A 22792-nucleotide genomic window follows, 5' to 3' on the forward strand; every position below is an offset into this window, starting at 1 on the left:
CCGAGTTGAGGGGTATGCCAGGCGGCGGTGGGGAGTGAAGGTTTCAATGGACACGCAAGAGCGCCGTACGGCGTCGTCCGCGGTGCCCATGGAGAGGGTGACCACGGCAGAGGACGAGGTCACCGAGGACGGGCGGTACGCCGGGGCGCCACCCGCACAGCGGCCGTTGTGGGTCGACGAGCCCGCCGTACGGCCCCGGTTGCCGGATCCGGTCCGTACGGCCGCCGTCCGCGCGGTCATCATCATGTCGCTGACGCTGATGCAGGCGATGATCGCCTACCTGTGCACGCTGGCCGGTTCGTGGCTGGCCTTCCCGATGGTGCTGAGCAGCATCGGCAGCACGGTGGTGGCCACGTGGGGCGTGCTCGACGTGTGGGTCACGCGCCAGGTGTGGAACCAGCGCAACGGCGTCGTGTCCGTTCCGAGCAGTACGGCGCGCCAACTGCGGCGCGAACGGCGCAAGGCGCGCCGGGTCGCCCGCAGGACCGCGCGGATCCGGCTACGGGAGCAGCGGGAGGAACGGAGCCACCGGGGCACGCGGCGGCTCTCCCAGGCCTGAGCCCGCCGGTCCGGGCGCCGGCCGGCTTCCGTGGCCCATCCGTGGCGACCGCCCGGCCGGCGCACGTGGCCGATCGCCTCGCCCCGGCCGGTCGCTTCTCGCAGTCGGCCGGCCCGCAGGGGTCCGCCCTCCGCTACTCCGCCGGCGCCGGCGAGCGCTTGAACATGCGCGTCGCCGTGATCTCGCCGTGCACCGTCTCGGCGTCGGGGTCCTGCTGCGGCAGCCCCGGACGCAAGTGCTCCTCCACGCTGATGTACTTCAGCCCGGCCCGGAGGTCGGCGTCGTTGCGCAGCCGGATGACCAGCGGGAACTCGGCCAGCGCGGTCGTGTCGAACAGCCCGGTCGTGTAGAGCAGTTGCACGCCGAGGGCGTCGGACACCGCCCGCTGGAGCTCCAGCAGATACGTGGCGTTGGCACGGCCGATGGGGTTGTCGAGGAACAGCGTGCCCGCGTGCCGGTGTTTGTCGCGGCCCCGGTCGTTGCTGCGCAGCGCGGCCATGGTGCAGTACAGCGCGATCGCCGCCGTGAGCAGCTGGCCGCCCGAGAAGACGTCGCCCATCTGGCCGACCGGCACCCGCTCGGCGCGCAGTACGGCGTCCGGCTTGAGGATCTCGACGGAGATCCCCTTCGGCTGGAGCGCGGCCTGAACACCCCGCAGCAGCAGGGACATCCCGTCCCTGCGCAGGTCGGAGTTCTTCTTGACGGCGGCGCTCGTCGCCTCGTCGATGACCTCGCCGAGCCGCTCGACGAGCGTCGCCTGGTCCGGCTCCTCGAAGCGGATGCGCAGGAACTCCTGTCCGGACCACTCCCCCAGTCCTTCCGGCAGCTGGGAGAGCCGCTGCGCGGAGCGGAGCGTCGCCAGTGCCGACTCCACGAGGCCCCGGAGCCGGTCCACGATGCTGTCGCGGTTGCGTTCCAGCTGCGCCAGCTCGTCGGTCAGGACGCGCAGCCGGGGCTCGAACGCCGCCGCCCACGCCGCCGCGTGCTCGGGCAGCGAGGCGGCCGGCAGTTCGCGGATCTGCTGGCGCGCGGGGGTGCGTACCTGCTCGTACCGCGTCGAGTTGGCGTGCCGTACGAGTACGTCGCTCGCTTCGCGCACGGCGGCCTCGGCCGCGGACAGCTCGGCCGCGCACCCGCGCAGCAGGCGGCGGGATTCGGCGGCCGACTGGCGGGCCTCTTCCAGGCTGCCGGGATACGGCTCCGACTCCTCGGTGGCCTCGTCGTCCTGGTGGTGGTCCCTGAGCAGGTCGCGCAGGAGCGCCGCCGTCTCGTCGAAGCCGCCCGCCGCGTCCTCGGCCGCGCGGTGGGCCCGCAGGAGCTCGGCGTGGGCGGTGCGGGCGGAGTCGAGCGCGTCGGTACGGGAGGCGAGTTCGGCGGTCGCGGTGCGCAGGAGCGTCTGGGCGTGCTCCGCGTCGGCGGGCACGAGGTCGTCGGGCAGCTCGGTGTGGGCGGCGCCGTCCTCGGGGGCCAGGCGCTCGGCCTCGCCGCGCAGCCGGCCGAGCTGCTCGCTCGCGGCCGACGCCCTCGACTCCAGCATCTGTACGAGCGATTCGGCGCGGGCGACCGCGGCCTGCCGGGACGGACCGTCGGCGCCGTCCGTGCCCTCCAGCATGAGGGCGGCCCGGGTACGCACCTTGTTGCTGAGCCGGTTGAGCTCGGTGAGGGCGGCGCTCTCGTCGCTCTCCGCCCTCGCCTGCTCGGCGCGCAGGTCGGCGCCGACTCCGACCTTCTCGTACAGCTGCGAGGCGGCACGGTACGCCTCGCGCAGTGCGGGCAGCGCGACGCGCGGTGCGTCCTGGTCGGGCTCCGGCAGCGTCTCCGGCACCCCCGCGATCTCGGCGCGCTCGGCCCGCAGGGTGCGCGCCGTCCGGTGGGCGTCGTCGGCGGCGCGCTGGGCGGCGCGGCGGTCCTCGTCGGCCGCCTTGGCGCGCTCCAGGCACACCGTGGCCCTGGCCTCCGACTCCGCGGCCTCCTCGGTCAGTTCCCGTACCTTGACCAGCCAGCCGGCGCGTTCGCGCAGGCGGTGGGCGAGGCCGGCGAGGGCGTCCGCGACGCGGCGGGCGCGCTGGGCGGCCTCCTGGCGCTCGTCCCTGACGCGGGCGGCGTCGGACGCGGCCTCGTCGGCATCGGCGCGGACCGTACGGGCCTCGACGAGCACGGCCTGCGCCGCCTCGGCCGCCTCGCGCGCCGCCTCGGCCGCCTCCGCCAGTTCGGCGAGCATGCCGGGCGGGCAGTCGGCGCGCCAGGAGCCGAGGCGGGCCGCGAGCGTGCGGTCGCCGGCCAGGCGGGCCGCGAGCCGGCGGATCTCCTCGTCGCGGGCGGTCGCCCGTGCGCGCAGCGCCTGCCGCTCCTCGTCGGCCGCGTGCTCGTCGTGCATGGCCGGGTTCGGCGGTACGAGGAAGACGTCGGCGCGGTCGGACGGGGCGTCGCCCGGCGACGGTACGGGCGCGAGCAGCGCGGCGGCGGTGCCGACGGCGACGGCGGAGCGGGGCAGCAACGCCGCTCCGGCGAGGGCCTCGCGGGCCCTGACGTGCGCGTCGGGGTCGGTGATGACGACGCCGTCGACCAGTTCGGGCCGGGCGGCGAGCACGGCGGCGTGGTCGGCCGGGTCCACGGCCTGCGCGAGGTAGCGCCAGCCCGGGAGGGCGGGAATGCCGTGCTCGCCGAGGAACTCGACGGTGGCGAGGACGTCGGGGCCCGGGGGCAGCAGCCCGCCGTCGCCGAGCGCGCCGAGGATGCGGGCGTCGTCGGCGGCGGCGGTACGGAGGTCGAAGAGCTGGCGCTCGGCCGAGGAGATGCTCTGGTCGAGGAGGACGAGGAGGTCCTCGGCGTTGCGGTCCAGCTCCTCGACGGTGAGCGGGCCTTCGGCGGTGCGCCGGGGAGTGCGGGGGTGGTGCGCGGGTGCGGCCGGGCGGCCGAAGGCGTCCGTGCGGGTGGCGGTGGCCGCGCGGTCGGCGGCGTGGCCGGGGACATCGGTGCCGGGGCGCGTGTCCGTACCGGCGCCCGCGCCGTCGGACGCGTCGTGCTGCTCGGGGACGTCGGCGCGGGAGGTTTTCGCGTCGCCGTCACCGGCTTCGTCCGCCGGCCCGTCGTTCCGGTCCCCGGCGGCTGCGTGCGCGCCCTGGCGCGGCGGACGGGCGTCCGCGCCGAGGGGCCGCGCGCCGGGCGCGGCGTCCGGTGCGGCCGCGCCTCGGCGGGGCTGGGGCACCGACGCGGCGGCCGGCGGCGCCGCGGGCAGGCTGAGCAGTTCCGCCAGCCGGTCCTCCGCCGCCAGCGATTCCGCCGCCCGGCGCTCCGCCTCGTACGCGTGTTCCGCTCCCTGCGCGGCGTCCGCCGCGCGCGCCGCCGCGAGTTCGGCGCGGGCCTCCTCGCCGGCGGCCTCCTTCGCGCGGTCGGCCGTCGCCCGCGCCGCCTCGCGCGCCGCGTCCCACGCGGCGACCTCGGTCTTCTCGGCGTCCACCGCCGCGAGCGCCGCGCGCGCCGGGTCGGCGTCGGGGGCCGTGTCGTCGAGCCAGCCGGCGCGTACCGCCTCGGCGGTCTCCTGTTCGACCTCGGAGAGGCGCTGGCGCAGGTGTCCGGCCTCGCTGCGGGCGCGCTGTGCCTGGGTCGCGGCGGTGGTGGCGTCGCGGTGCGCCGCCTCGCCCGCTTCCTGGAGGGCGGCCGAGCGCTCCTCCTCCTCGGCGGCGACGCGCTCGCCGTCCTCTGCCGCCGCGTGCAGCGCGCGTACGAGCTCACCGGCGGCCGTGGCGCGGGCCGCCAGCGCCGGTGCGGCGTCCCGCTCGGCCTCGCGGATGGCGACGGCCACCCTGGCCGCGCGGTCGGCCGCGGCGCGGTGGCGCAGTACGGCCTCGGCGGCCTGCCAGGCGGCGTGCAGGGTGCGGGCGTCGGCGAGCTCGCGGCGCTGTGCGGCGGCCGACTTCTCGGCGGCGGTGAGGGCCAGCGAGGCGTGCCGGTAGGCGATTTCGCTGGCGATGAGGGAGCTTCGGCTCCGCGCCCGCTCGGCCTCGGTGACGGTGTGGGCGGCGGCGGTGACCTGCTGGGCGAACTCGGCGGTGCGGCCGCGCTCCTCACCGGCGCGGGCGGCGAGCCTGCGGGCGAGCGTACGGGTCCTGCGCTCGGCGCCCGCGTGGACGTCGCGGGCGCGCACACGGGTTTCGGCGGCGTCGACGATGCGGCCGAGCAGGTCGACGGAGCCCGCCGTGAAGTCGCGTTCGGCGGTGAGCTCGGCGCGGCGGCCGAGCTTGTTGCCGAAGCCGTGGACGAGGTCCGCGAGGCCGTCCGTGTCCCTGGTGTCGGTCACCGCGCGCAGCAGCAGGTCGGTGAAGTCGGAGTCCTTCTTGACCGCGAAGAGTCCGGCGGCCTCGCCCTCGTCGGCGTTCATCTCCCGCTGGTAGCGGAAGAGTTCGGGGTCCAGGCCGAGGTCGCCGAGGTGCTCGTTCCAGCGGTCGTGGATCTCTTCCCAGTGGATGTCGAGGTGCGGGTAGGCCTTGCCCGCCTCGGTGATGGCGTCGCGGAAGCCCTTCATGGTCCGGCGTCGGCCCTGGGCGCCCGAGACGCCTTCGCCGTACGAGCGGACCGCGGTGGACTCGGCGACCGGCAGCGAGTCGAGGCTGAGCCCGGGGCCGGGCCGGAAGGAGTACCAGGCCTCGGCGAACTTCCGCGGGTCGTTGGAGACCTGGCGCCCCCGCCACTCGCTCACCTTGCCGACGACGACGCACTCGCCGGTGAGGGTGTGCTGCCATTCCAGCGCGACGTGTCCGCAGTCGTCGGCGAGCAGGAACTTGCGCAGTACGCCGGAGCTCGCGCCGCCGAGCGTGTTGCGGTGGCCGGGCAGCATCACCGAGAAGATCAGCTTGAGGAGGACGGACTTGCCGCCGCCGTTCTCCAGGAACAGGACGCCTGCGGGCGCGGGCCTGCGGGGCGGGCCGACCGGCTCCTCCTGGAAGAACTCCGCCTGGGCGGGGGCGGGGTTGGGCACGGGTTCGCCGACTCCGCGCAGGTCAAGCACGGTGTCGGCGTAGCGCGCACCGGCGGGCCCGATGGAGTAGAGGCGGACCCGGGACAACTCGTACATGGCGGCGGACTCTCGTCGTAAGTCGTGAAGCGGCGGGGGGTGCTGGGGCCGGTCGGCCGGTCAGGCGTGGAAGGGGAGGCCGGCCTCGGCGGTCAGTTCGAGGTCGTCGGCGTCCGAGGGCGGCAACAGCGTCGCGCTGCCGTCGGTCACCGGCACCACGCCCAGTTCGAGCAGCTCGGCCATGGCGGCGCTGCCCGCCATGTCGCGGACCTGGAGCTGGTAGCGGGCGGTGGTGCGGTACGCCCCTCCGGCGTCGTCGCCCGTGCGCTGCAGAAAGCCGGAGTCGGTGAGGAAGGCGACGGCCTTGCCGACGATGCCCGTGGTGGACCCCGCCAGCCGCCGTGCGTCCTTGGTGGCGCCGGTCGCGCTGCGGCGGGCGTAGATCCGCCAGGCGGCTTCGAGGCCGGGGGCCTCGGTGGCCGGGTCGGTGTTCACGCCCTGCTCGTCGGCGCGCTCCTCCAGACGGCGGCAGGCCTGGCGCACGAAGGCGTCGACGCCGTTGACCGTGATGCGGCCGATGTATCCGTCGTCGGCGAGGTCCTCGGGGCGCGGGAAGGCCAGCGCGGCGACGGCGAGGTGGGCGAGGCCGTGCAGGAAGCGGTCGGCGGAGTCGGCCGAGGCGCGCCGGGCGTAGTCGCCCATGCGTACGGCGAAGACCGAGTCCTCGGCCGCGGAAACCGCCATTCCGGCGCGCGGGGACACTTCGAGCACGACGAGCCCGAGGCCGGTCGCGACGGCGTCGGCGAGCCGGGCGAAGGCGGGCTCCTCGCGGTAGCGGCGGAGGAGGTCCGCGTACTCCACGTCGCGGGCGGGCACCAGTTTGGGCTGGAGCCCGAAGGACACGAGCCGTGCGGCGTCGGCCGCGTCGGCGGGCGTCACGCCGCCGTGGCCGGTGCCGGAGGGGGCGGTCGCGGGCGGCTCGCCGGGCCCGCCGGCCGAGGCCGGGCCGGCCGGGTCCGCGTCGGTCGCGTCGGCGACCGCTCGCTCGCTCCACGCGTCGGCGTGCTCTGCGCGGTGGTCGCTCACGACTGGTGCTCCTCGGTGCGGAAGTGCTCGGTTCGGGGTACGGACGAGACGATGCGGCGGGGGGCCGGGACGACGCCGGCGTCATATCGGCCGCGCGGGCCCGTCGGACTGGGAAGCGGCGCGCGGGCGGGGCGCTGCAGGCCGTACAGCGCGCGGCGCCCGTGCAGGCCGTGCAGCCCGTTCAGCGCGAGCGGCTTCCGCGACCCCCGGGATCCCTTAGCCGCACACCGGCCCCACAGCCCGTCGGGCGCGGCGCCGCGCAGGGGCCCTGCGCCGCAGCACGAGGCGTGCGCCGCATGCGAAGCGTGCGGCAAGTGCCGTCCTCGCGCCGCAGGCCGGCGCCGCACCGCGTGACCGCGTGGGGCGTCCTCGGAGGTCATGCCGCCTCCGTACGGTCCGCCGTCATGCCGGCCGCGTCGAGCAGCGCCGTGCCCACTATCAGGTCGGCGCCGCCGAACTCCGGGTCGTCGAGCTCCGCGCCGTCGTCGACGGCGAAGAGCAGCCGCTGCTCGCCCTGCCGGTAGGCGGTGCCGACCGGTGGGCTCGCCGCGTGGACCGCGAGCAGCGCGACCAGGTACGGAAGGTCGGGGTCGCGGCGCCTGGCCTCGGCCAGCAGTCCCGACAGCCTGCGCGGGGCGTCGTGCGGCAGGTCGAGCAGCTCCATCGCGCTCGCCAGCTGTTCCTCGCTGAAACGGCTGTCGTCCGGCGTGGCGATCAGATCCGGCTCGGGCATCTCGGCGCCCAGGTGCTCCCGCTCCACCGGCGGGGTCAGCAGTATGTCGACCAGGTCCCCGACGCGTACGGACACGGGCGTGCGCAGACCGGCGCCGTGGGCGAAGAAGGCGTCGGTGACCCGGATCGCCTGCTCGACCGGCAGCGGCAGCAGCGGCGCGACGAGCTGGCCGTACAGGTCGAGTCCGGTGCGCGCGGCCGGCGCGGCGAAGGCCTGACGGTCCTGCTCGGCACGGAAGAGCGGTCCGGCGTCCAGCAGCCGCGACTGGAGCTGCGTGTGCCTGCGGATGCAGTCCTTGACGATGTCCACGAGCTCGGCGGCGCGGCGCTTGTGCTCGGGCTCCTCCGCCTCGTCCCTGGCCTTGCGGATGTTGGTGAGGATGGCGTTCTCGTGCCGGTAGCGGTCGGCAACGTGGTCGAGCGCCTCGGCGATCATGTCGGGCACCGCGTTGAGCCAGTCGACCGCGCGCACGTTGCGCCGGGTCGCCTCCAGCGTCCTGCGGAGCGTCTCGGCGTACTGCACGGTCCGGTAGCGGGCCTGCTCGGCGGCGAGCTGGGCGTCGGCGAGCCGGCCCCGGCTGATCAGGACCTCGAGTTTGACCTCGGCGGCGATCTGCGCGCTGGTGACGTCCGTGTCGAGGGCGCCGACGAGAACGTTGACCGCTTCGTCGGTGGTCCGCAGGAAGACGCCGCCGCCGTAGCCGGGGACCTCCTCGATGAGCTTGAAGTCGTAGTCCCGGCGCACATAGGCGCCGTCCGGGCCGAAGGTTCCGTAGACGGCGCGGAAGCCGCGGTCCACGCTTCCGACGTTGATCAGGTTCTCCAGGACCCAGCGGGCGACGCGCTCGTGCTCGGCGAGCGGGCGGTGCGGGGCCTGGGCCGCGACGCGCGGGAGCAGCCTGGCCACTATCTGCTCGTGGTCGGCGCCCGTGTCGAAGTCCATGTTGAGGGTGACGAGATCGATGGCGGCGAGGGCCACCTCGGCCATCGCGTACACCGAGTACTCACCCGCGAGATTCGCCTTGCGTACGTCGAGATCGTGCAGCGGCGCCGTGCAGGCGAGCGCGCGCAGGCGCCGCGCGAGCCCCTCGTCGGCGGCCGGGCCCTGCGCGGGCCGCGGCCCCGCGCTGAGCTGGGGCGGAACGAATTCCGTCGATGCAGGCGAAGTCACGTGGCACAGATTAGGTCCTCGCACCGACAACGGTCGAAACGGCGCAGAAGCGACCCGTCGCGCGGGGCCGCGGCAGCGGGGCCGCGGCCCCTCAACTCCCCCAGGTCCCGGTCTCGATGCGGCGGGCGTACACCTCGACGAGCTGGGTGCGGGAGTCGTCGAGATAGTCCGCGAGCAGCCGCTCGGCGTCCGTGGCGTCGCCCGCGCGCAAACGCTCCAGAATCTGCCGGTTTCGTACGAGATACGGCTCGTGCAGCCGCCGCGGGTCGGCCACCACGTGGAAGGCGAGGCGCAGTTCGGCCAGGACACCGCGCATCAGCTCGTCGGTGCGGGGGCTGGCGGCGAGGGCGACGAGTTCGCGGTGGAAGTGGATGTTGGCGGTCGACACGTCCGGCCACTCCTGCCGGCCGGCCGCCCGCTCGCCGTCGCCCACGGCTTTGTCGAGGCCGTCGAGAGGGAAGGGCGGCGTACCGAGGCCGCGTACGACGGCGCACTCGATCAGGCGCCGGACGCGGTAGATGTCCGCGACGTCCTCGACGGCGAGAACCCGGACGAACACGCCCCGGTTGAGCTCGTGGACGAGCAGCCGTTCGTGGGTCAGCAGCCGGAACGCCTCGCGGAGCGTGTTGCGCGAGACGCCGAGGGCCTTGCCGATGGCGTCCTCCGAAAGGCGCTCCCCCGGCGGGAAGTACCCCTCCGCGATCCGGGTGCGCAGGATGTCCGCGACGCGCTCCGCCGTACTGGTGCGGCCCAGCAGCGCGCGGTCGTCGGCCAGCCCGCCGGCCTCGGACTCCGTCGTCCTCACAGCGTGTGTCTCCCTCGGCTCTGCCGCACCGGCCGCTCCCGGCAGGCGTGCGGTCCCCATCGTAGAAGCAGGAACGAACCGACCAGACTCTTGTCGGATCGTTCAACAATCCCCTACCTTGGCGTCACCGCACGGTCTCCGGCGCACTCCTCCCCCTTCGCGAGGTGCAGATGAGTACCACCAAGGAAGAGCCGCAGCAGAACGAACTCCCCGACGACAACGGCGCGTTCGCGTGGCTGCGCGCCCTCGGCCCACGCGGCCGCCGGGCCTTCGGCGGGGCGTTCGGCGGATACGCCCTCGATTCCTACGACTTCTTCACGCTGCCGCTGAGCATGGTCGCGATCTCCGCGTACTTCAGCCTCAGCACCGGGCAGACGGGTCTGCTCACCACCGTCACCCTGGTCGTCTCCGCGCTGGGCGGCGCCGTCGCCGGCATCGCCGCCGACCGCATCGGCCGCGTCAAGGCGCTGATGATCACAGTGATCACGTACGCCCTGTTCACCGTCCTGTGCGGCTTCGCGCCCAACTACGAGACGCTGCTCGTCTTCCGCGCGCTCCAGGGCCTCGGTTTCGGCGGCGAGTGGGCGGTGGGCGCGATCCTGGTCGCCGAGTACTCCTCGGCCCGGCACCGCGGCCGTACGCTCGGGGTGATCCAGAGCTCCTGGGCGGTCGGCTGGGCGCTCGCCGTCGTCGTCTACACCGTGGTCTACCAGTACCTCGACCCGGACACCGCGTGGCGTGTGATGTTCTGGACGGGCGCCCTTCCGGCGCTCCTGGTGATCTACGTACGCCGTCACGTCAGCGACGCTCCCGAGGCGACGCGGCGGCGTCTGGCGAGCAGCCACAAGGGTTCGTTCACGGCGATCTTCAAGAAGGACCTGCTGCGCACCACGCTCTTCGGCGTCCTGCTCTCCACGGGTGTCCAGGGCGGCTACTACACGCTCGCCACCTGGGTGCCCACCTACCTGAAGACGGAGCGGGGCCTCACGGTCGTCGGCACCGGCGGCTACCTGACGTTCCTCATCTCGGGCGCCTTCATCGGCTACCTCACGGGCGGTTACCTCACGGACAGGCTGGGCCGCAAGAAGAACATCGCGCTCTTCGCGTTCCTCTCCGCCGCCTGCATCGCCGCCTACACCAACATCCCCGCAGGGGCGAACGACGTGGTGCTCGTCCTGGGCTTCCCCCTGGGGTTCTGCATGTCGGCCATCTTCAGCGGTTTCGGCTCGTTCCTGAGCGAGCTCTATCCCACGGCCGTTCGCGGGACCGGGCAGGGGTTCACGTACAACACGGGACGCGCCGTGGGCGCGCTCTTCCCGACGCTCGTCGGGTTCCTGGCCGGCAGCTGGGGCGTGGGCGGCGCGCTGATCTTCGGAGCGGTCGGTTACGGGCTCGCCGTACTGGCGCTGTGCGGCCTTCCCGAGACGCGCGGAAAGGAGCTCCTGTGAACGTCGCTGCGCCGGGCGGTGGGGCGCGGTGTGCCCCCGTACGAAAGGACCCGCCCGTGCGGTCCGGCCCGGGCGTCGCCGTGCGGACCGGGCCGGATTACGGTGAGGAAGTGGACGCCCGGTCCGACGGCCACCGGAGCAGGAGACGGATCCGTACATGAACTCGGCTTCGATCGATCTCAACGCCGATCTCGGTGAGGGTTTCGGGCGCTGGCGGCTCACCGACGACGAGGGGCTCCTGTCCGTCGTCACCAGCGCCAACGTCGCCTGCGGCTTCCACGCCGGTGACGCGGCGACCATGCGCCGCGTCTGCGAGCTCGCGGCCGAGCGCGGGGTGCGCGTCGGAGCGCAGGTCTCGTACCGCGACCTGGCCGGTTTCGGGCGCCGCTCCATGGACGTGCCGGCGGACGAACTCAGCGCCGAGGTCGCCTACCAGATCGGCGCACTGGAGGTGTTCGCGCGGGCGGCCGGCTCCCGGGTCGCCTACGTCAAACCGCACGGCGCGCTCTACAACCGGGTGGTGCGCGACGAGGAGCAGGCGGCCGCGGTCGTCGAGGGCGTCCTCCTCGCGGGCGGCGGGCGGCCGGTCCTGGGGCTGCCCGGGTCGCGGTTCCTCGACATCGCCGCGAAGGCGGGGCTGCCGGTGGTGCCGGAGGCGTTCGCGGACCGCGCGTACACGGCGCAGGGAACGCTCGTTCCGCGCGGACAGGAGGGCGCCGTCGTCACGGACCCGGGGGAGGTCGTGGAGCGCTCCCTGTCGATGGCCCGCTCCGGCGTCGTGACCGCGCGGTCCGGACAGCCGGTCGCCGTGCGGGCCCGTTCGCTGTGCCTGCACGGCGACACCCCGGGAGCCGTCGGTCTGGCCCGCCGTGTGCGCGAACGCCTGGAGGAAGCGGGCGTACGTGTGGAGGCCTTCGCATGAGCGCGATGAGGACGCTGCCGGCGGGTGAGCGCGCCCTGCTGGTCGAACTCGGCAGCGGTGAGGAGGCGCAGGCCTTCCACGCGGAGCTGCTGCGGCGCCGCGCGGCGGGCACGCTGCCCCCCGTACGGGAGATCGTTCCCGCCGCGCGCACCGTGCTGCTCGACGGCGTCGACGATCCCGCGGACCTCGCGCGGCGGCTGGCCGGCTGGGACGTACCGCCGCTCACCAGTGGCGTCCGGGACGCGATCGAGATCCCGGTCCGCTACGACGGCCCCGACCTCGCGGCGGTGGCGGAGCTGTGGGGCCTGCCGCCGGCCGACGTGGGGCGCGTCCACGCGGCGACGGAGTTCCGGGTGGCGTTCTGCGGTTTCGCGCCGGGCTTCGCCTATCTGACCGGTCTGGCGGAGCGGTACGCCGTGCCGCGCAGGGCCACGCCGCGCACGGCGGTCCCCGCCGGTTCGGTGGCTCTGGCCGGCCCGTACACCGGTGTCTATCCCCGCACCTCTCCGGGCGGCTGGCAGCTCATCGGTTCGACGCGGGCCGTGCTGTGGGATCACGCGCGTGTTCCCGCCGCGCTGCTGGCGCCGGGTGCGCGGGTGCGCTTCGTACCGGAGGAGACGTGACGGACCGGGCCTTCGCGGTGGTGCGGGCGGGCGCGCTGACCTCCGTACAGGACCGGGGGCGGCCCGGCCACGCCCACCTGGGCGTTCCGCTCTCCGGTGCGCTGGACCGGCCCGCGAGCGCGCTCGCGAACCGCCTGGTGGGCAACCCGCCGCGGGCGGCCGTCCTGGAGACGACGGTGAACGGCTGCGCCGTACGGCCGCGGTGCGGCGTCACCGTGGCGGTCACGGGTGCGCCGTGCCGGGTCACCGTGGACGGCCGCCCCGCGGCCTGGGGCGCTCCGGTGCGGGTGCCGGGCGGGGCGGTGCTGGAGCTGGGGCCGGCGGTGCGCGGGGTGCGGAGCTATCTGGCGTTCGCGGGCGGCGTCGCTGTCGAACCCGTGTTGGGCAGCCGTTCCACCGACCTGCTGTCGGGGCTGGGTCCGCCGCCGCTGGCGGACGGCGCCGTCCTGCCGCTCGGGGAGGAGCCCGGCCCCCCGGGGTACGCCGACGCGGTGCCCTGGCAGGCGCCCCCGGACGAACTGGTGCTGCGGACCGCTCCGGGGCCGCGCGCCGACTGGTTCACGCACCGGGCACTGCCCACGCTGGCGACGGCCGTCTACCGGGTCTCCTCCGCGAGCAACCGCATCGGACTGCGCACGGAGGGGCCCGCTCTGGAGCGCGCCGTGGAAGGGGAGCTGCCCAGCGAGGGCATGGTTCTCGGCGCGGTGCAGGTGCCCCCGGACGGACGCCCCGTGGTGTTCCTGGCCGATCACCCGACCACCGGGGGCTATCCGGTGATCGCGGTGGTGCGGGAGAGGGACCTGGCCGCGGCGGCGCAGGCCGTACCGGGCACACCCGTCCGCTTCGCACCGGCGGGCCCGCGCTGAGAGCCCGCCACGGGCCGCCGGAGGCTTCAGGAGCCCCGAGCCCGCCAAAGGGGCTCACAGGCGCCCCGGCGGCCGCACCGTCACACGGGACCGCACACGACCGCCCCGGGCTCCCCGGCTCAGGCAGCGGGAGCGTCGGGCCCGATCCGGCTGCGTACGGCGGTCTGGACCTCGGCCTCCTCGGCCGGATCGGCGGCGAGCCGCCGCAGCCGCTCCGCCACGCGCGCGTCGCCGGTCTCGGCGTGCAGCGCGGCCAGTTCCCTGGTGGTCTCCTCGCAGTCCCACAGGCACTCGACGGCGAACCCGGTGGCGAACAGGGGATCCGTGGCGGCCAGGGCGCGCGCCGCGCGGCCGCGCAGGTGCGAGGAGGCCGTCTCCCGGTAGACGTGGCGCAGTACGGGAGCCGCGGCGCGGATGCCGAGCCGCCCCGTGCCGTCCACGAGACTCCACAGGAGCGGCGCGTCGGGCCCGTCCGCCCGTACGGTCTCCCGCAGCGCGCCCAGCACGAGCGGCGCGTCCTCGGCACCGCCCCGGCAGGCGAGCACCCCGGCGGCGGACGCGCCGAGGGCGTCCGGGCGGTGCACCCAGCCGCGCGCCCGGTCCACCGCCTCGTCGCCGCACATCCGCTCGAAGGCGGCCACGGCCGCGTCAGCGACGGTTCGGGAGGGACTCTGCGCCGCCGCCTCGATGAGGTCGAGCACCACGGGGTCCCGTGATTCGGCGAGGTAGTGCAGCGCGGTGCAACGGGCACCGTCCTGGCCGCCGCGCGCCGCCTCGACGACGGCGGGCCGGTCACCGGGACCGGCGACCGCGCCCAGGCACCGGGCGGCCGGCACGTGCAGCGGCGTACCGCGCTCCAGGCCCTGCTGGGCCCAGTCGAACACGGCCTGCACACTCCACTCGGGGCGCGGGCCCGTCGGCCGCATCTGGCGCTGCCAGCGGTGGAACGAACCCTGTTCGCGGGCGGCCCGGACCCGGCCTCCGACGCCTTCGCGCGGGTCCTCGGACCACAGCCGCCACGGCCGGGGCTCGAAGGCGTCCCGCACGGCGGCGGCCAGCCCGGCCTCCCCCTCGGGAGTGGCGGGGAACCGTCCGAGGACGGACGCGGCGAGGCCGCGCAGTCCGGCGTCGTCGTCGCGCAGGGCGAGCTCGTCGAGCGCCCAGGTCCAGTTGGCGCCGGTCCTCGCATACCGCCGCAGCAGCACGAGGGCGTCGTCCCTGCCGTACGAGGCGAGGTGGCCCAGCACGGCGAGCGCGAGGCCGGTCCTGCCCTCGTCGTCGTCGACGAGGTCCTCCGGGTCGAAGAGGTGCTGCTCGATCGCTTCGAGCCCGCCGTCGAGATCCAGATAGAGGCGCGCGTAGTAGAGGGAGCGGTTCTCGACCTGCCAGTCGCCGCGGGGGTCGTCGAGAACGCAGTGGTTCAGGGCCGCGAGCGCTTCGGAGCGGGGCGCGGCGAGCGCGTGCAGCGTGCCGTCGCCGCGGCCCCTCTGCAGGAGGCCGAGCAAGGTGCCGCTCGGCGCTATGACTGGATCGAACATGGAAAAAGCCTCACATCAAGCTGTCGACGCAACCGGGATACGTGCCTGTCTAGGCCGCGCGACAACATGTCCGGCCGGAGTCCGCCGTCGTCTCTCGCTCGCTGTAGACCATCTTCCTCTGCCTCTCGTCGGTGGGCCCGGAGTGGGCCCGCTCACATTCCCCGTGATCCGGCAACTTCTGCCCGCACCGCGTGCATGTGAATCCGACGTCATGATGACCCAGCCATTTCACCGACGCGACCACATTTACGGCGCCCCGTTCCTGGAGCGGTCACTGGGCCCCGAAGAGCTCCAGCAGGTCCTTCTTGTCGAACATGCGTGCGGTGTCCACCGCGGACGGCGTTCCGGCCGCCGGGTCGGCGCCGCCCGCGACCAGTGCCCGGACCACCGCCTGCTCGCCCTTGAAGACGGCGCCCGCGAGCGGCGTCTGACCCCGGTCGTTCGCCCGGTCGGGGTCGGCTCCGCGGCTCAACAGGGCCTCCACCGCGGCGGTGTGGCCGTGGTAGGCGGCGAGCATCACCAGGGTGTCGCCCCGGTCGTTGGTGAGGTTCGCGGGCACGCCGGCGTCGACGTACGCGGCGAGCGCCTCGGCATCGCCCTGGCGCGCCAGGTCGAAGACCTTGCCGGCCAGTTCGACCACTCCGGGATCCGGGGTTTCGCTCATCGGACGGACCGCCTTCCACTGCCGTTCACTGCTGTGACCTGTACGTACGGCATCAGCGCCGTACGAGTGAATCGACAGGGTACTGCCCGTCCAGCGACATGACGCGGCGCGGCGGAGGCAAAGATCAGGGCGAACCGGACGTCGCGCTGCCGCCCATCGGCCATTCCAGTGAAAAAGCTGAAAAGTAACCCATTTGCACCTTTTGTTGGGGAGATACAAGCTGTGAGCCTGGAAGAACTCATGGTGACTGTCCCCTCAACCAGGAGAAACCTCATGATCCTGTCCATCTCAGGCGTCGTGCTTCTCGGCATCATCGTCTTCCTCTTCTTCCGGAAGGACGGCCTCAAGGCGTCGCACGCCCTCGTGTGCGCGCTGTTCGGCTTCTACCTCGCGGGAACGGCCATCGCGCCGAGCATCAAGGCCGGAGGCGCGAGCCTCGCCGGCCTGCTGGGCGGGATCAAGTTCTGACCTGCCACCACCGTTCCAACACCATCAGGAGACCGACGTGGCCCGGCTTCCACTCCTCCGCATTCTGAGCAGCGGCAGTGCCTCGATCACCCGCAGCCGCGAGATCGCGCGCACCGCAGCCGACAGTGCCACCGACGTTCTCCACCCGGTGATCACGCTCTCGCGTGGTCTGCGGCAGCTGGCCGCCGCCGGGCGGCGCAAGTGGACGGACACGCCCAAGGAGCGGCGTGGGTCCGCGCTGTTCCTGGTGGCGGCCGTCGTCCTGGTGGTCGCGCTCATCCCGTACGGGCCGCTGCTCGCCCTGATCACGGTGATGGCCGCGGCCGCCTGGAAAGGACGCGACCGCTCTCCCGCCCCGACCGGCCCGGGGGAGGCCGAGACGGACCGGCTCAGGGCCCTGTACGAGGCCCTGGTGCCGTACTTCTCGGTGGCCGAGGATCCCAGCCCGCTGTTCGCCCACGGCGGCGAGTGGGACAAGGCGTTTCCCGAGTACGACTTCGACGACGGCCGGCTCGTCCGCCTCCTGGTGCGCTACCCGGCGTACTTCACCGACGGCGAGCCCTCGTCCCGGGCGCGGGTGGAGCAGCTGCTGCACGCCAAGTCGGGCCGCGGCCGCGAGTACCGCTTCGCCTGGTACGAGGAGGGCAACCAGCTCCTGATGACCGTGCTCCCGCCGCTGGCCACCACGATCGCCGCCCAGCACTTCGTCACGGCCCCCGGCGAGACCGTCCTCGGCTTCACCGACGCCGACGCCGTGCAGCGGACCGTGCCGGTCACGGAGGGAGACAGGACGTACGACGCCCCTCCGGTCATCTGGCGGACGGGGACGCGTTCGACGGAACCGCACCTGCTCGCCGTCGGACAGCCCGGCAGCGGCACGAGCAGCCTGCTGCGCTCGATCGCCCTGCAGGCCCTCGAGCACGGCGACGTGGTGATCGTCGAGGGAAGCGGCACCGGCGAGTACGCGTGCCTCGCCGGACGTGCCGGCGTACTGGCCGTCGAGTGCAGCCTCCCGGGAGCGCTCGCCAGCCTGGAATGGGCCGCGCACGAGACCGAGCGGCGGCTGATCGCCGCGAACCGCGCCCGGCAGGCCGGTCACCCCACGCCCGAGGACACCCGGCGCCCGCTGTGGATCCTGCTGGACCGGCCGGGCGTGTTCGCCCACCTGGCGGCCGCCGAGGGACGCACCGATCCCCAGCAGCTGCTCCAGGTGCCCCTGCGGCACGGCAGGGCGGCGAACGTGACGGTGGTGGTGGCCGAGCAGTTCGACGCCGTGGACGCGCTCAGCGAGACCGTGCGCTCCCACACGCGCGCGCGTGTGGTGCTCGGCGCGGCCGTTCCCGGGCACATCGAAGCCGTCCTGGGCGAGCCGCCGCACACCACTCCTCCGCGCGACGCTCCGCCCGGACGCGGCTACGCACGCCTCGGCACGGGTCCCGTGACGCGCCTCCAGGTCCCGGCGACGCCCGACCCGTACGACGACGCGACGAGCGAGGCGCACCGGCAGGCCGTCGTGGAGCTGCTGCCCGACCGCGTCCTGCCCCCGGAGCCGGAGCTCCAGGGGGCCCGGATCCAGCCCCCGGCGCAGGAGCCCCAGCCGGTGCCCGCCGAGAACTGACGCGCGGCGCGCGGGTCAGGCGACGAAGGTGCGCGGGGCCTCGGAGCCGTTGCTCGCCCCGCTCTCGACCAGGCGGGCGGCCGCGGCCAGCCGTACCGCCGCCTCGTCCGCCACCGGACCGCCGACCGTGAACGGCAGCCGGACGTACCCCTCGAAGGCCCCGTCGACCCCGAAGCGCGGCCCGGAAGGGACCCGTACGCCGACGCGCTCGCCCATCTCCGCGAGCCGGGACCCCGACAACCCTCCGGTGCGGACCCACAGCGTCAGGCCGCCGCCCGGTACGTCGAACTCCCAGTCGGGCAGCTCCCTGCGGACCGCCGCGACGAGCGCGTCGCGGTTCCCGCGCGCCTGTGCACGGCGGATCTCCACCGCCTCCTCCCAGCCGCCCGTGCTCATCAGCCAGGTGACGGCGAGCTGTTCGAGGACGGGCGTACCGAGGTCGGCGTACGCCCGCGCCGCCACCAGACTGCGGATCACGTCGGGCGCGGCCCGCACCCAGCCGATGCGCATCCCCGCCCAGAACGCCTTGCTCGCGGACCCGACGGTCAGCACCGTGCTGCCGGACGGGTCGAAGGCGCAGACCGGGCGCGGCATGTCGATGTCCGGGTCCAGGAACAACTCGGTCATCGTCTCGTCCACGACGAGCACCGTGCCGGCCGAGCGCGCCGCGTCGACGAGCCCGCGCCGCTGGTTCTCGTCGGCCAGCGCGCCGGTCGGGTTGTGGAAGTCCGCGACGACGTACGCCAGCCGCGGGGCGGCGTCGCGCAGGACCTGCCGCCACCGCGGCAGGTCCCAGCCCGTGAGTCCCTCGGCCATCGCGACGGGCACCAGCCTGGCGCCCGCCTCGCGCATCAGCTGGAGGATGTTCGCGTACGACGGCGACTCGACGGCGATGCGCTCGCCGCGTCCCGCGAACAGGTGGCAGATGGCGTCGATCGCGCCCATGGCGCCGGTGGTGACCATGATCTGCTCGGGCATGGTCGGGATGCCCCGCGCGGTGTACCGGTCGGCGAGCATCTGACGCAGCGCGGGCAGACCCGCCGGGTAGTCGCCGTGGGTGTGGGCGTACGGCGGCAGCTCCTCCAGGGCGCCCTGCACGGCGCGGGTGAGCCACGGCTCGGGCGCCGGCAGGGAGGCGCACCCGAGGTCGATCACGGAGCCGAGGGACTCGGGCGGCAGGGGCTCCAGGCCGCGGGCGGGCAGCGGGTTGCCCGCGGGGACGGCGGTCCAGCTGCCCGCTCCCCTGCGCGACTCCAGGAAGCCCTCGGCGCGCAGGGCCTCGTACGCCGCCGCCACGGTGGTACGGCTGACGGCCAGGGCCACCGCCAGTTCCCGCTCGGCGGGCAGGCGCGCCGCGACGGGCACCCGTCCCTCGAGGACCAGGAGCCTTATGCCGTCGGCCAGAGCGCGGTAGGCCGGCGGCTTGCGCGTACCGGGGCCGGGCGGGCGGGTCTGCTGGGCGTTGAGCTGACGGGCCAGCTGCGCCGCACCGACCGCCGAAGTCCACTGCGCCATAATTCCCAGTCCACCTAAGTCGAATTGGCCATGGATGGCATCTCCTGCCAAGCCACAGAGTGTCATGCGGCGGTCCACTCGCGCCAGCACATCTACCCAGGGAGCACCACTTGTCCAGGGAACTCACCCGTCGGCTCACCCAGCTGTACGTCGGTCTCGCGCTGTACGGGGCGAGTTCGGCGCTGCTGGTCCGCGCCGGCCTCGGCCTCGAACCCTGGGGAGTGCTGCACCAGGGCCTCGCCGAACGGACGGGTCTGACGATCGGTGTGGTGTCGATCGCCGTCGGGGCGGCCGTCCTGCTGCTCTGGATCCCGATGCGCCAGCGCCCGGGGCTCGGCACCGTCTCCAACGTCGTGGTGATCGGCGTCGCGATGGACGGCACGCTCGCCCTCGTGCCCGACGTCCGGGGGCTGGCGGCGCAGGTCGCGCTGATGCTCGCCGGGATCGTGCTCAACGGGGCGGCGACCGGCCTGTACATCGCCGCCCGCTTCGGCCCCGGACCCCGGGACGGCCTGATGACCGGACTGCACCGCGTCACCGGGCGCTCCGTCCGGCTCGTCCGTACGGCGATCGAGGTGCTCGTCGTCGCCACCGGCTTCGCCCTGGGCGGCTCGCTCGGCGCCGGCACCGTCGCCTACGCGCTCGCCATCGGGCCGCTCGCCCAGTTCTTCCTGCGTCTCTTCGCCGTTCCCGCGCCCGGGAGCGGCAGCGAGGTGGTGGCCGCCCGTACACCGGAAGGCGCGATAATCCCCCGGTGAACCGCGCACGCCATCCCTATCTGGACCATCCCGCGCCGCTCGCCTTCGCCCACCGGGGCGGGGCGGCCGACGGACTGGAGAACACCGCGGGGGCGTTCCGGCGCGCCGCCGGTGCCGGGTACCGCTACTTCGAGACCGATGTGCACGCCACGGCGGACGGCCGCCTCGTGGCGTTCCACGACGCGACCCTGGACCGGGTGACGGACGGCAGGGGCCGCATCGCGGCGCTCGACTGGAACGACGTGCGCCGGGCACGGGTCGCGGGAAGGGAACCGCTGCCCCTCTTCGAGGAACTTCTCGAAGAGTTCCCCGACGCCCGCTGGAACGTCGACATCAAGGCGGAGCCCGCGCTCACGCCGCTGATCGACCTCGTCCGCAGGACCGGGGCGTGGGACCGCGTCTGCGTGGGCTCGTTCAACGAGAACCGCGTCGCCAGGGCGCAGCGCCTCGCGGGCCCCCGTCTCGCCACCTCGTTCGGCACGGCGGGCGTCCTGGGCCTGTGGCTGCGCGCCCGCTCCCTGCCGGCGTCGCTGCGCCGCGGCGCGGTGTGCGCCCAGGTGCCCGAGACGCAGAACGGCGTCAGGGTCGTCGATCACCGCTTCGTACGCACCGCACACGCGCTCGGCCTCCAGGTCCACGTCTGGACGGTCAACGATCCCGGGCGGATGGCGGCACTCCTGGACCTCGGCGTGGATGGCATCATGACGGATCACATCGAGACGCTGCGCACGGTCCTGACCGAGCGGGGCGCCTGGGCCTGAGCCCGGGACGTCCGCCCCGCGCCCGCGACGGCACGGGGACGAGCGAGGGGGCGCCCGGTGAGCGCTGGAACCGTGGACCGCACGGACGGCACGGAGGGGGCCGGCGGCCCGGACGGACCGGCCGGCCGCAGGCGCGAGCAGCGCGGCTGGTACTTCTACGACTTCGCCTGCTCCGTCTACTCGACGAGCGTGCTGACCGTCTTCCTCGGTCCGTACCTGACCTCGGTCGCGAAGGCCGCGGCGGACGCGGACGGCTTCGTCCACCCGCTGGGCGTGCCGGTGCGGGCGGGTTCGGTGTTCGCGTACGCCGTCTCCGTGTCCGTCGTGGCGGCCGTCCTGATCATGCCCCTGGTGGGCGCGGTCGCCGACCGTACGGGCCGCAAGAAGCCCCTGCTGGCGGCCGCCGCGTACGTCGGCGCGGGCGCGACGGCGGGCATGTTCTTCCTGGACGGCAACCGCTACCTGCTCGGCGTGTTCCTGCTGATCGTCGCGAACGCCGCGCAGTCCGTCGCGATGGTGCTCTACAACGCGTACCTCCCGCAGATCGCGGAGCCCGCCGAACGCGACCGGGTGTCCTCGCGCGGCTGGGCCTTCGGTTACACGTCCGGGGCCTTCGTCCTCGTCCTGGACCTGATCCTCTACTCCGGCCACGAGGGCTTCGGGCTGTCGGAGTCCGAGGCCGTACGGATCTGCCTGGCGTCGGCGGGACTGTGGTGGGGCGCTTTCACGCTCGTACCGCTGCGGCGGCTGCGCGACCGGAAGGTGGCGGCGGGCGCGGGCGCCGACCACGCGCCGGGGCGGGTCGGCGCGGGGTGGCGGCAACTGGTCGCCACCGTGAAGGACATGCGCCGCCACCCCCTGACGCTGTCCTTCCTGCTGGCCTATCTGGTCTACAACGACGGCGTCCAGACGGTGATCTCCCAGGCGTCGATCTACGGATCGGAGGAGCTGGGCCTCGACCAGACGACCCTCATCACGGCCATCCTGCTGGTCCAGGTGCTCGCGGTCGCCGGGGCGCTCGGCATGGGCCGGCTGGCCCAGCGGTTCGGCGCCAAACGCACGATCCTCGGGTCGCTCGCCGCCTGGACGCTGACGATCGGCGCGGGGTGGTTCCTGCCGGCCGGGGAGCCCGTCTGGTTCTACGCGCTGGCCGCGGCGATCGGACTGGTGCTCGGCGGCAGCCAGGCCCTGTCCCGCTCCCTCTTCTCCCACCTGGTGCCGCGCGGCAAGGAGGCGGAGTACTTCTCGGTCTACGAGATGAGCGACCGGGGCATGAGCTGGCTCGGCCCACTGGTCTTCGGGCTCGCGTACCAGCTGACCGGCAGCTACCGGGACGCGATCATCTCGCTCGTGGCCTTCTTCGTACTGGGTTTCGTCCTGCTCGTACGGGTACCCGTACGGCGCGCGGTGGAGGCCGCGGGAAACCCCGTGCCGGAGCGAATTTAGACCTTGAAGTGAAAGGCCGGTAGTGTACGCCTTTGGCCTGCCAGGCGGACCGTTACTGCGCGCTCGGATATCGACAACGCTGGGTGACATCTGCTGCCATAAGTGACAAACCGGGCACTGGTGGGTACCCAACTTTTGGGAATAGCAGCGGCACGACGGGCGACGCATGACCCGCAACGGGAATCTTTACCGCCGACCGGACGTTGACCGGATGACGACGACAGCGACACCTGTCCTGTGGGCGACAAGCCCGGGAGGCACGATTCATGAGTGAGCGAGCTCTCCGCGGCACGCGACTCGTGGTTACAAGCTACGAGACCGACCGCGGCATCGATCTGGCCCCGCGCCAGGCGGTGGAGTACGCATGCCCGAACGGACATCGATTTGAGATGCCGTTCTCGGTAGAGGCCGAGATTCCGCCGGAGTGGGAGTGCAAGGCGTGCGGCGCCACGGCACTCCTGGTCGACGGCGACGGGCCTGAGGAGAAGAAGGGCAAGCCCGCGCGTACGCACTGGGACATGCTCATGGAAAGGCGCACCCGCGAGGAGCTCGAAGAGGTCCTGGCCGAAAGGCTCGCGGTACTGCGATCCGGCGCCATGAACATCGCGGTGCATCCGCGCGACAGCCGCAAGTCCGCGTAACGCCCCGGCGTTGCGCCTGACGGCAGTCAGCGTCAAGGCAAGAGCCGCGGGGGGGGGGGGGGGGGGGGGGGGGGGGGGGGGGGGGATGGGGGTCGGCCGTCGCGCCGACCTGACGGTTTTCGCCGCCGACCCGCTCACCACCGCGGCAACCGAACTA

The 22792-nt window shown here is 73.9% G+C and carries 18 protein-coding genes; 11 read left to right on the plus strand and 7 right to left on the minus strand.

What is annotated here, in order from left to right; genetic code table 11:
* Window positions 1-46 precede the first annotated feature (46 nt).
* The gene (locus tag AC07FK_RS24955; RefSeq protein WP_479107175.1) at window positions 47-559 is read left to right on the plus strand and encodes a hypothetical protein; all 513 of its coding nucleotides are present in this window, start codon (window positions 47-49) and stop codon (window positions 557-559) included.
* A gap of 133 nt (window positions 560-692) precedes the next feature.
* On the opposite strand, the gene AC07FK_RS24960 is transcribed toward AC07FK_RS24955, so the two are convergent.
* From AC07FK_RS24960 to AC07FK_RS24975, 4 genes are all read right to left on the minus strand, one after another.
* Window positions 693-5633, minus strand: coding sequence for a hypothetical protein (locus AC07FK_RS24960; RefSeq protein ID WP_479107176.1), 4941 nt, complete (start codon window positions 5631-5633; stop codon window positions 693-695).
* 60 nt (window positions 5634-5693) lie between these two features.
* A complete protein-coding gene (locus AC07FK_RS24965; RefSeq protein ID WP_479107177.1) occupies window positions 5694-6659 on the minus strand; it encodes a hypothetical protein in 966 nt (321 codons plus the stop codon).
* Between the two features lie 376 nt (window positions 6660-7035).
* Window positions 7036-8562, minus strand: a complete 1527-nt coding sequence (locus AC07FK_RS24970; protein ID WP_479107178.1) for a hypothetical protein — start codon at window positions 8560-8562, stop codon at window positions 7036-7038.
* A gap of 91 nt (window positions 8563-8653) precedes the next feature.
* Window positions 8654-9367, minus strand: a complete 714-nt coding sequence (locus AC07FK_RS24975) for a GntR family transcriptional regulator (RefSeq protein WP_479107179.1) — start codon at window positions 9365-9367, stop codon at window positions 8654-8656.
* Between the two features lie 170 nt (window positions 9368-9537).
* Here AC07FK_RS24975 and AC07FK_RS24980 point away from each other — a divergent pair, with 170 nt between their 5' ends.
* The 4 genes from AC07FK_RS24980 to AC07FK_RS24995 all read left to right on the plus strand — a co-directional run bounded on the left by AC07FK_RS24980 (window position 9538) and on the right by AC07FK_RS24995 (window position 13226).
* Window positions 9538-10815 (plus strand): MFS transporter, encoded by a 1278-nt coding sequence (locus AC07FK_RS24980; RefSeq protein ID WP_479107180.1) that lies wholly within the window; start codon window positions 9538-9540, stop codon window positions 10813-10815.
* Between the two features lie 157 nt (window positions 10816-10972).
* Window positions 10973-11737 carry a LamB/YcsF family protein gene (locus tag AC07FK_RS24985; RefSeq protein ID WP_479107181.1) on the plus strand — a complete coding sequence of 255 codons (765 nt, stop codon included), beginning with the start codon at window positions 10973-10975 and terminating at the stop codon, window positions 11735-11737.
* A gap of 5 nt (window positions 11738-11742) precedes the next feature.
* Complete coding sequence (locus AC07FK_RS24990) at window positions 11743-12360, plus strand: 5-oxoprolinase subunit B family protein (RefSeq protein WP_479107300.1); 618 nt, start codon at window positions 11743-11745, stop codon at window positions 12358-12360.
* Entirely contained in the window at window positions 12357-13226 is an 870-nt protein-coding gene (locus tag AC07FK_RS24995) for a 5-oxoprolinase subunit C family protein (protein WP_479107182.1), read from the plus strand. The genes AC07FK_RS24990 and AC07FK_RS24995 overlap by 4 nt, the downstream gene beginning before the upstream one ends.
* Before the next feature lie 119 nt (window positions 13227-13345).
* Here AC07FK_RS24995 and AC07FK_RS25000 read toward each other — a convergent pair whose 3' ends face one another.
* Both AC07FK_RS25000 and AC07FK_RS25005 read right to left on the minus strand, forming a co-directional pair.
* Window positions 13346-14764 carry a HEAT repeat domain-containing protein gene (locus AC07FK_RS25000; protein ID WP_479107183.1) on the minus strand — a complete coding sequence of 473 codons (1419 nt, stop codon included), beginning with the start codon at window positions 14762-14764 and terminating at the stop codon, window positions 13346-13348.
* A gap of 271 nt (window positions 14765-15035) precedes the next feature.
* On the minus strand, window positions 15036-15428 hold the full coding sequence (locus AC07FK_RS25005; protein WP_479107184.1) for an ankyrin repeat domain-containing protein: 393 nt from the start codon (window positions 15426-15428) through the stop codon (window positions 15036-15038).
* Between the two features lie 273 nt (window positions 15429-15701).
* Between AC07FK_RS25005 and AC07FK_RS25010 the strand changes: the two genes are divergently transcribed.
* Window positions 15702-15896, plus strand: a complete 195-nt coding sequence (locus AC07FK_RS25010; protein ID WP_028814016.1) for a hypothetical protein — start codon at window positions 15702-15704, stop codon at window positions 15894-15896.
* Window positions 15897-15933: 37 nt separating this feature from the next.
* Entirely contained in the window at window positions 15934-17514 is a 1581-nt protein-coding gene (locus AC07FK_RS25015) for a hypothetical protein (RefSeq protein WP_479107185.1), read from the plus strand.
* A gap of 15 nt (window positions 17515-17529) precedes the next feature.
* On the opposite strand, the gene AC07FK_RS25020 is transcribed toward AC07FK_RS25015, so the two are convergent.
* Window positions 17530-19029, minus strand: coding sequence for an SCO1417 family PLP biosynthesis transcription factor (locus AC07FK_RS25020; RefSeq protein WP_479107186.1), 1500 nt, complete (start codon window positions 19027-19029; stop codon window positions 17530-17532).
* A 110-nt stretch (window positions 19030-19139) separates the two neighbouring features.
* Between AC07FK_RS25020 and yczE the strand changes: the two genes are divergently transcribed.
* The 4 genes from yczE (at window position 19140) to AC07FK_RS25040 (ending at window position 22635) form a co-directional block, all read left to right on the plus strand.
* Window positions 19140-19787 (plus strand): membrane protein YczE, encoded by a 648-nt coding sequence (yczE, locus tag AC07FK_RS25025; protein WP_479107187.1) that lies wholly within the window; start codon window positions 19140-19142, stop codon window positions 19785-19787.
* Window positions 19784-20548, plus strand: a complete 765-nt coding sequence (locus AC07FK_RS25030) for a glycerophosphodiester phosphodiesterase family protein (protein ID WP_479107188.1) — start codon at window positions 19784-19786, stop codon at window positions 20546-20548. The genes yczE and AC07FK_RS25030 overlap by 4 nt, the downstream gene beginning before the upstream one ends.
* A gap of 57 nt (window positions 20549-20605) precedes the next feature.
* On the plus strand, window positions 20606-21994 hold the full coding sequence (locus AC07FK_RS25035) for an MFS transporter (RefSeq protein ID WP_479107189.1): 1389 nt from the start codon (window positions 20606-20608) through the stop codon (window positions 21992-21994).
* A 266-nt stretch (window positions 21995-22260) separates the two neighbouring features.
* Entirely contained in the window at window positions 22261-22635 is a 375-nt protein-coding gene (locus AC07FK_RS25040) for an RNA polymerase-binding protein RbpA (RefSeq protein ID WP_014044757.1), read from the plus strand.
* Window positions 22636-22792: the final 157 nt, after the last annotated feature.

This window comes from Streptomyces sp. NPDC046122 (assembly GCF_056429965.1).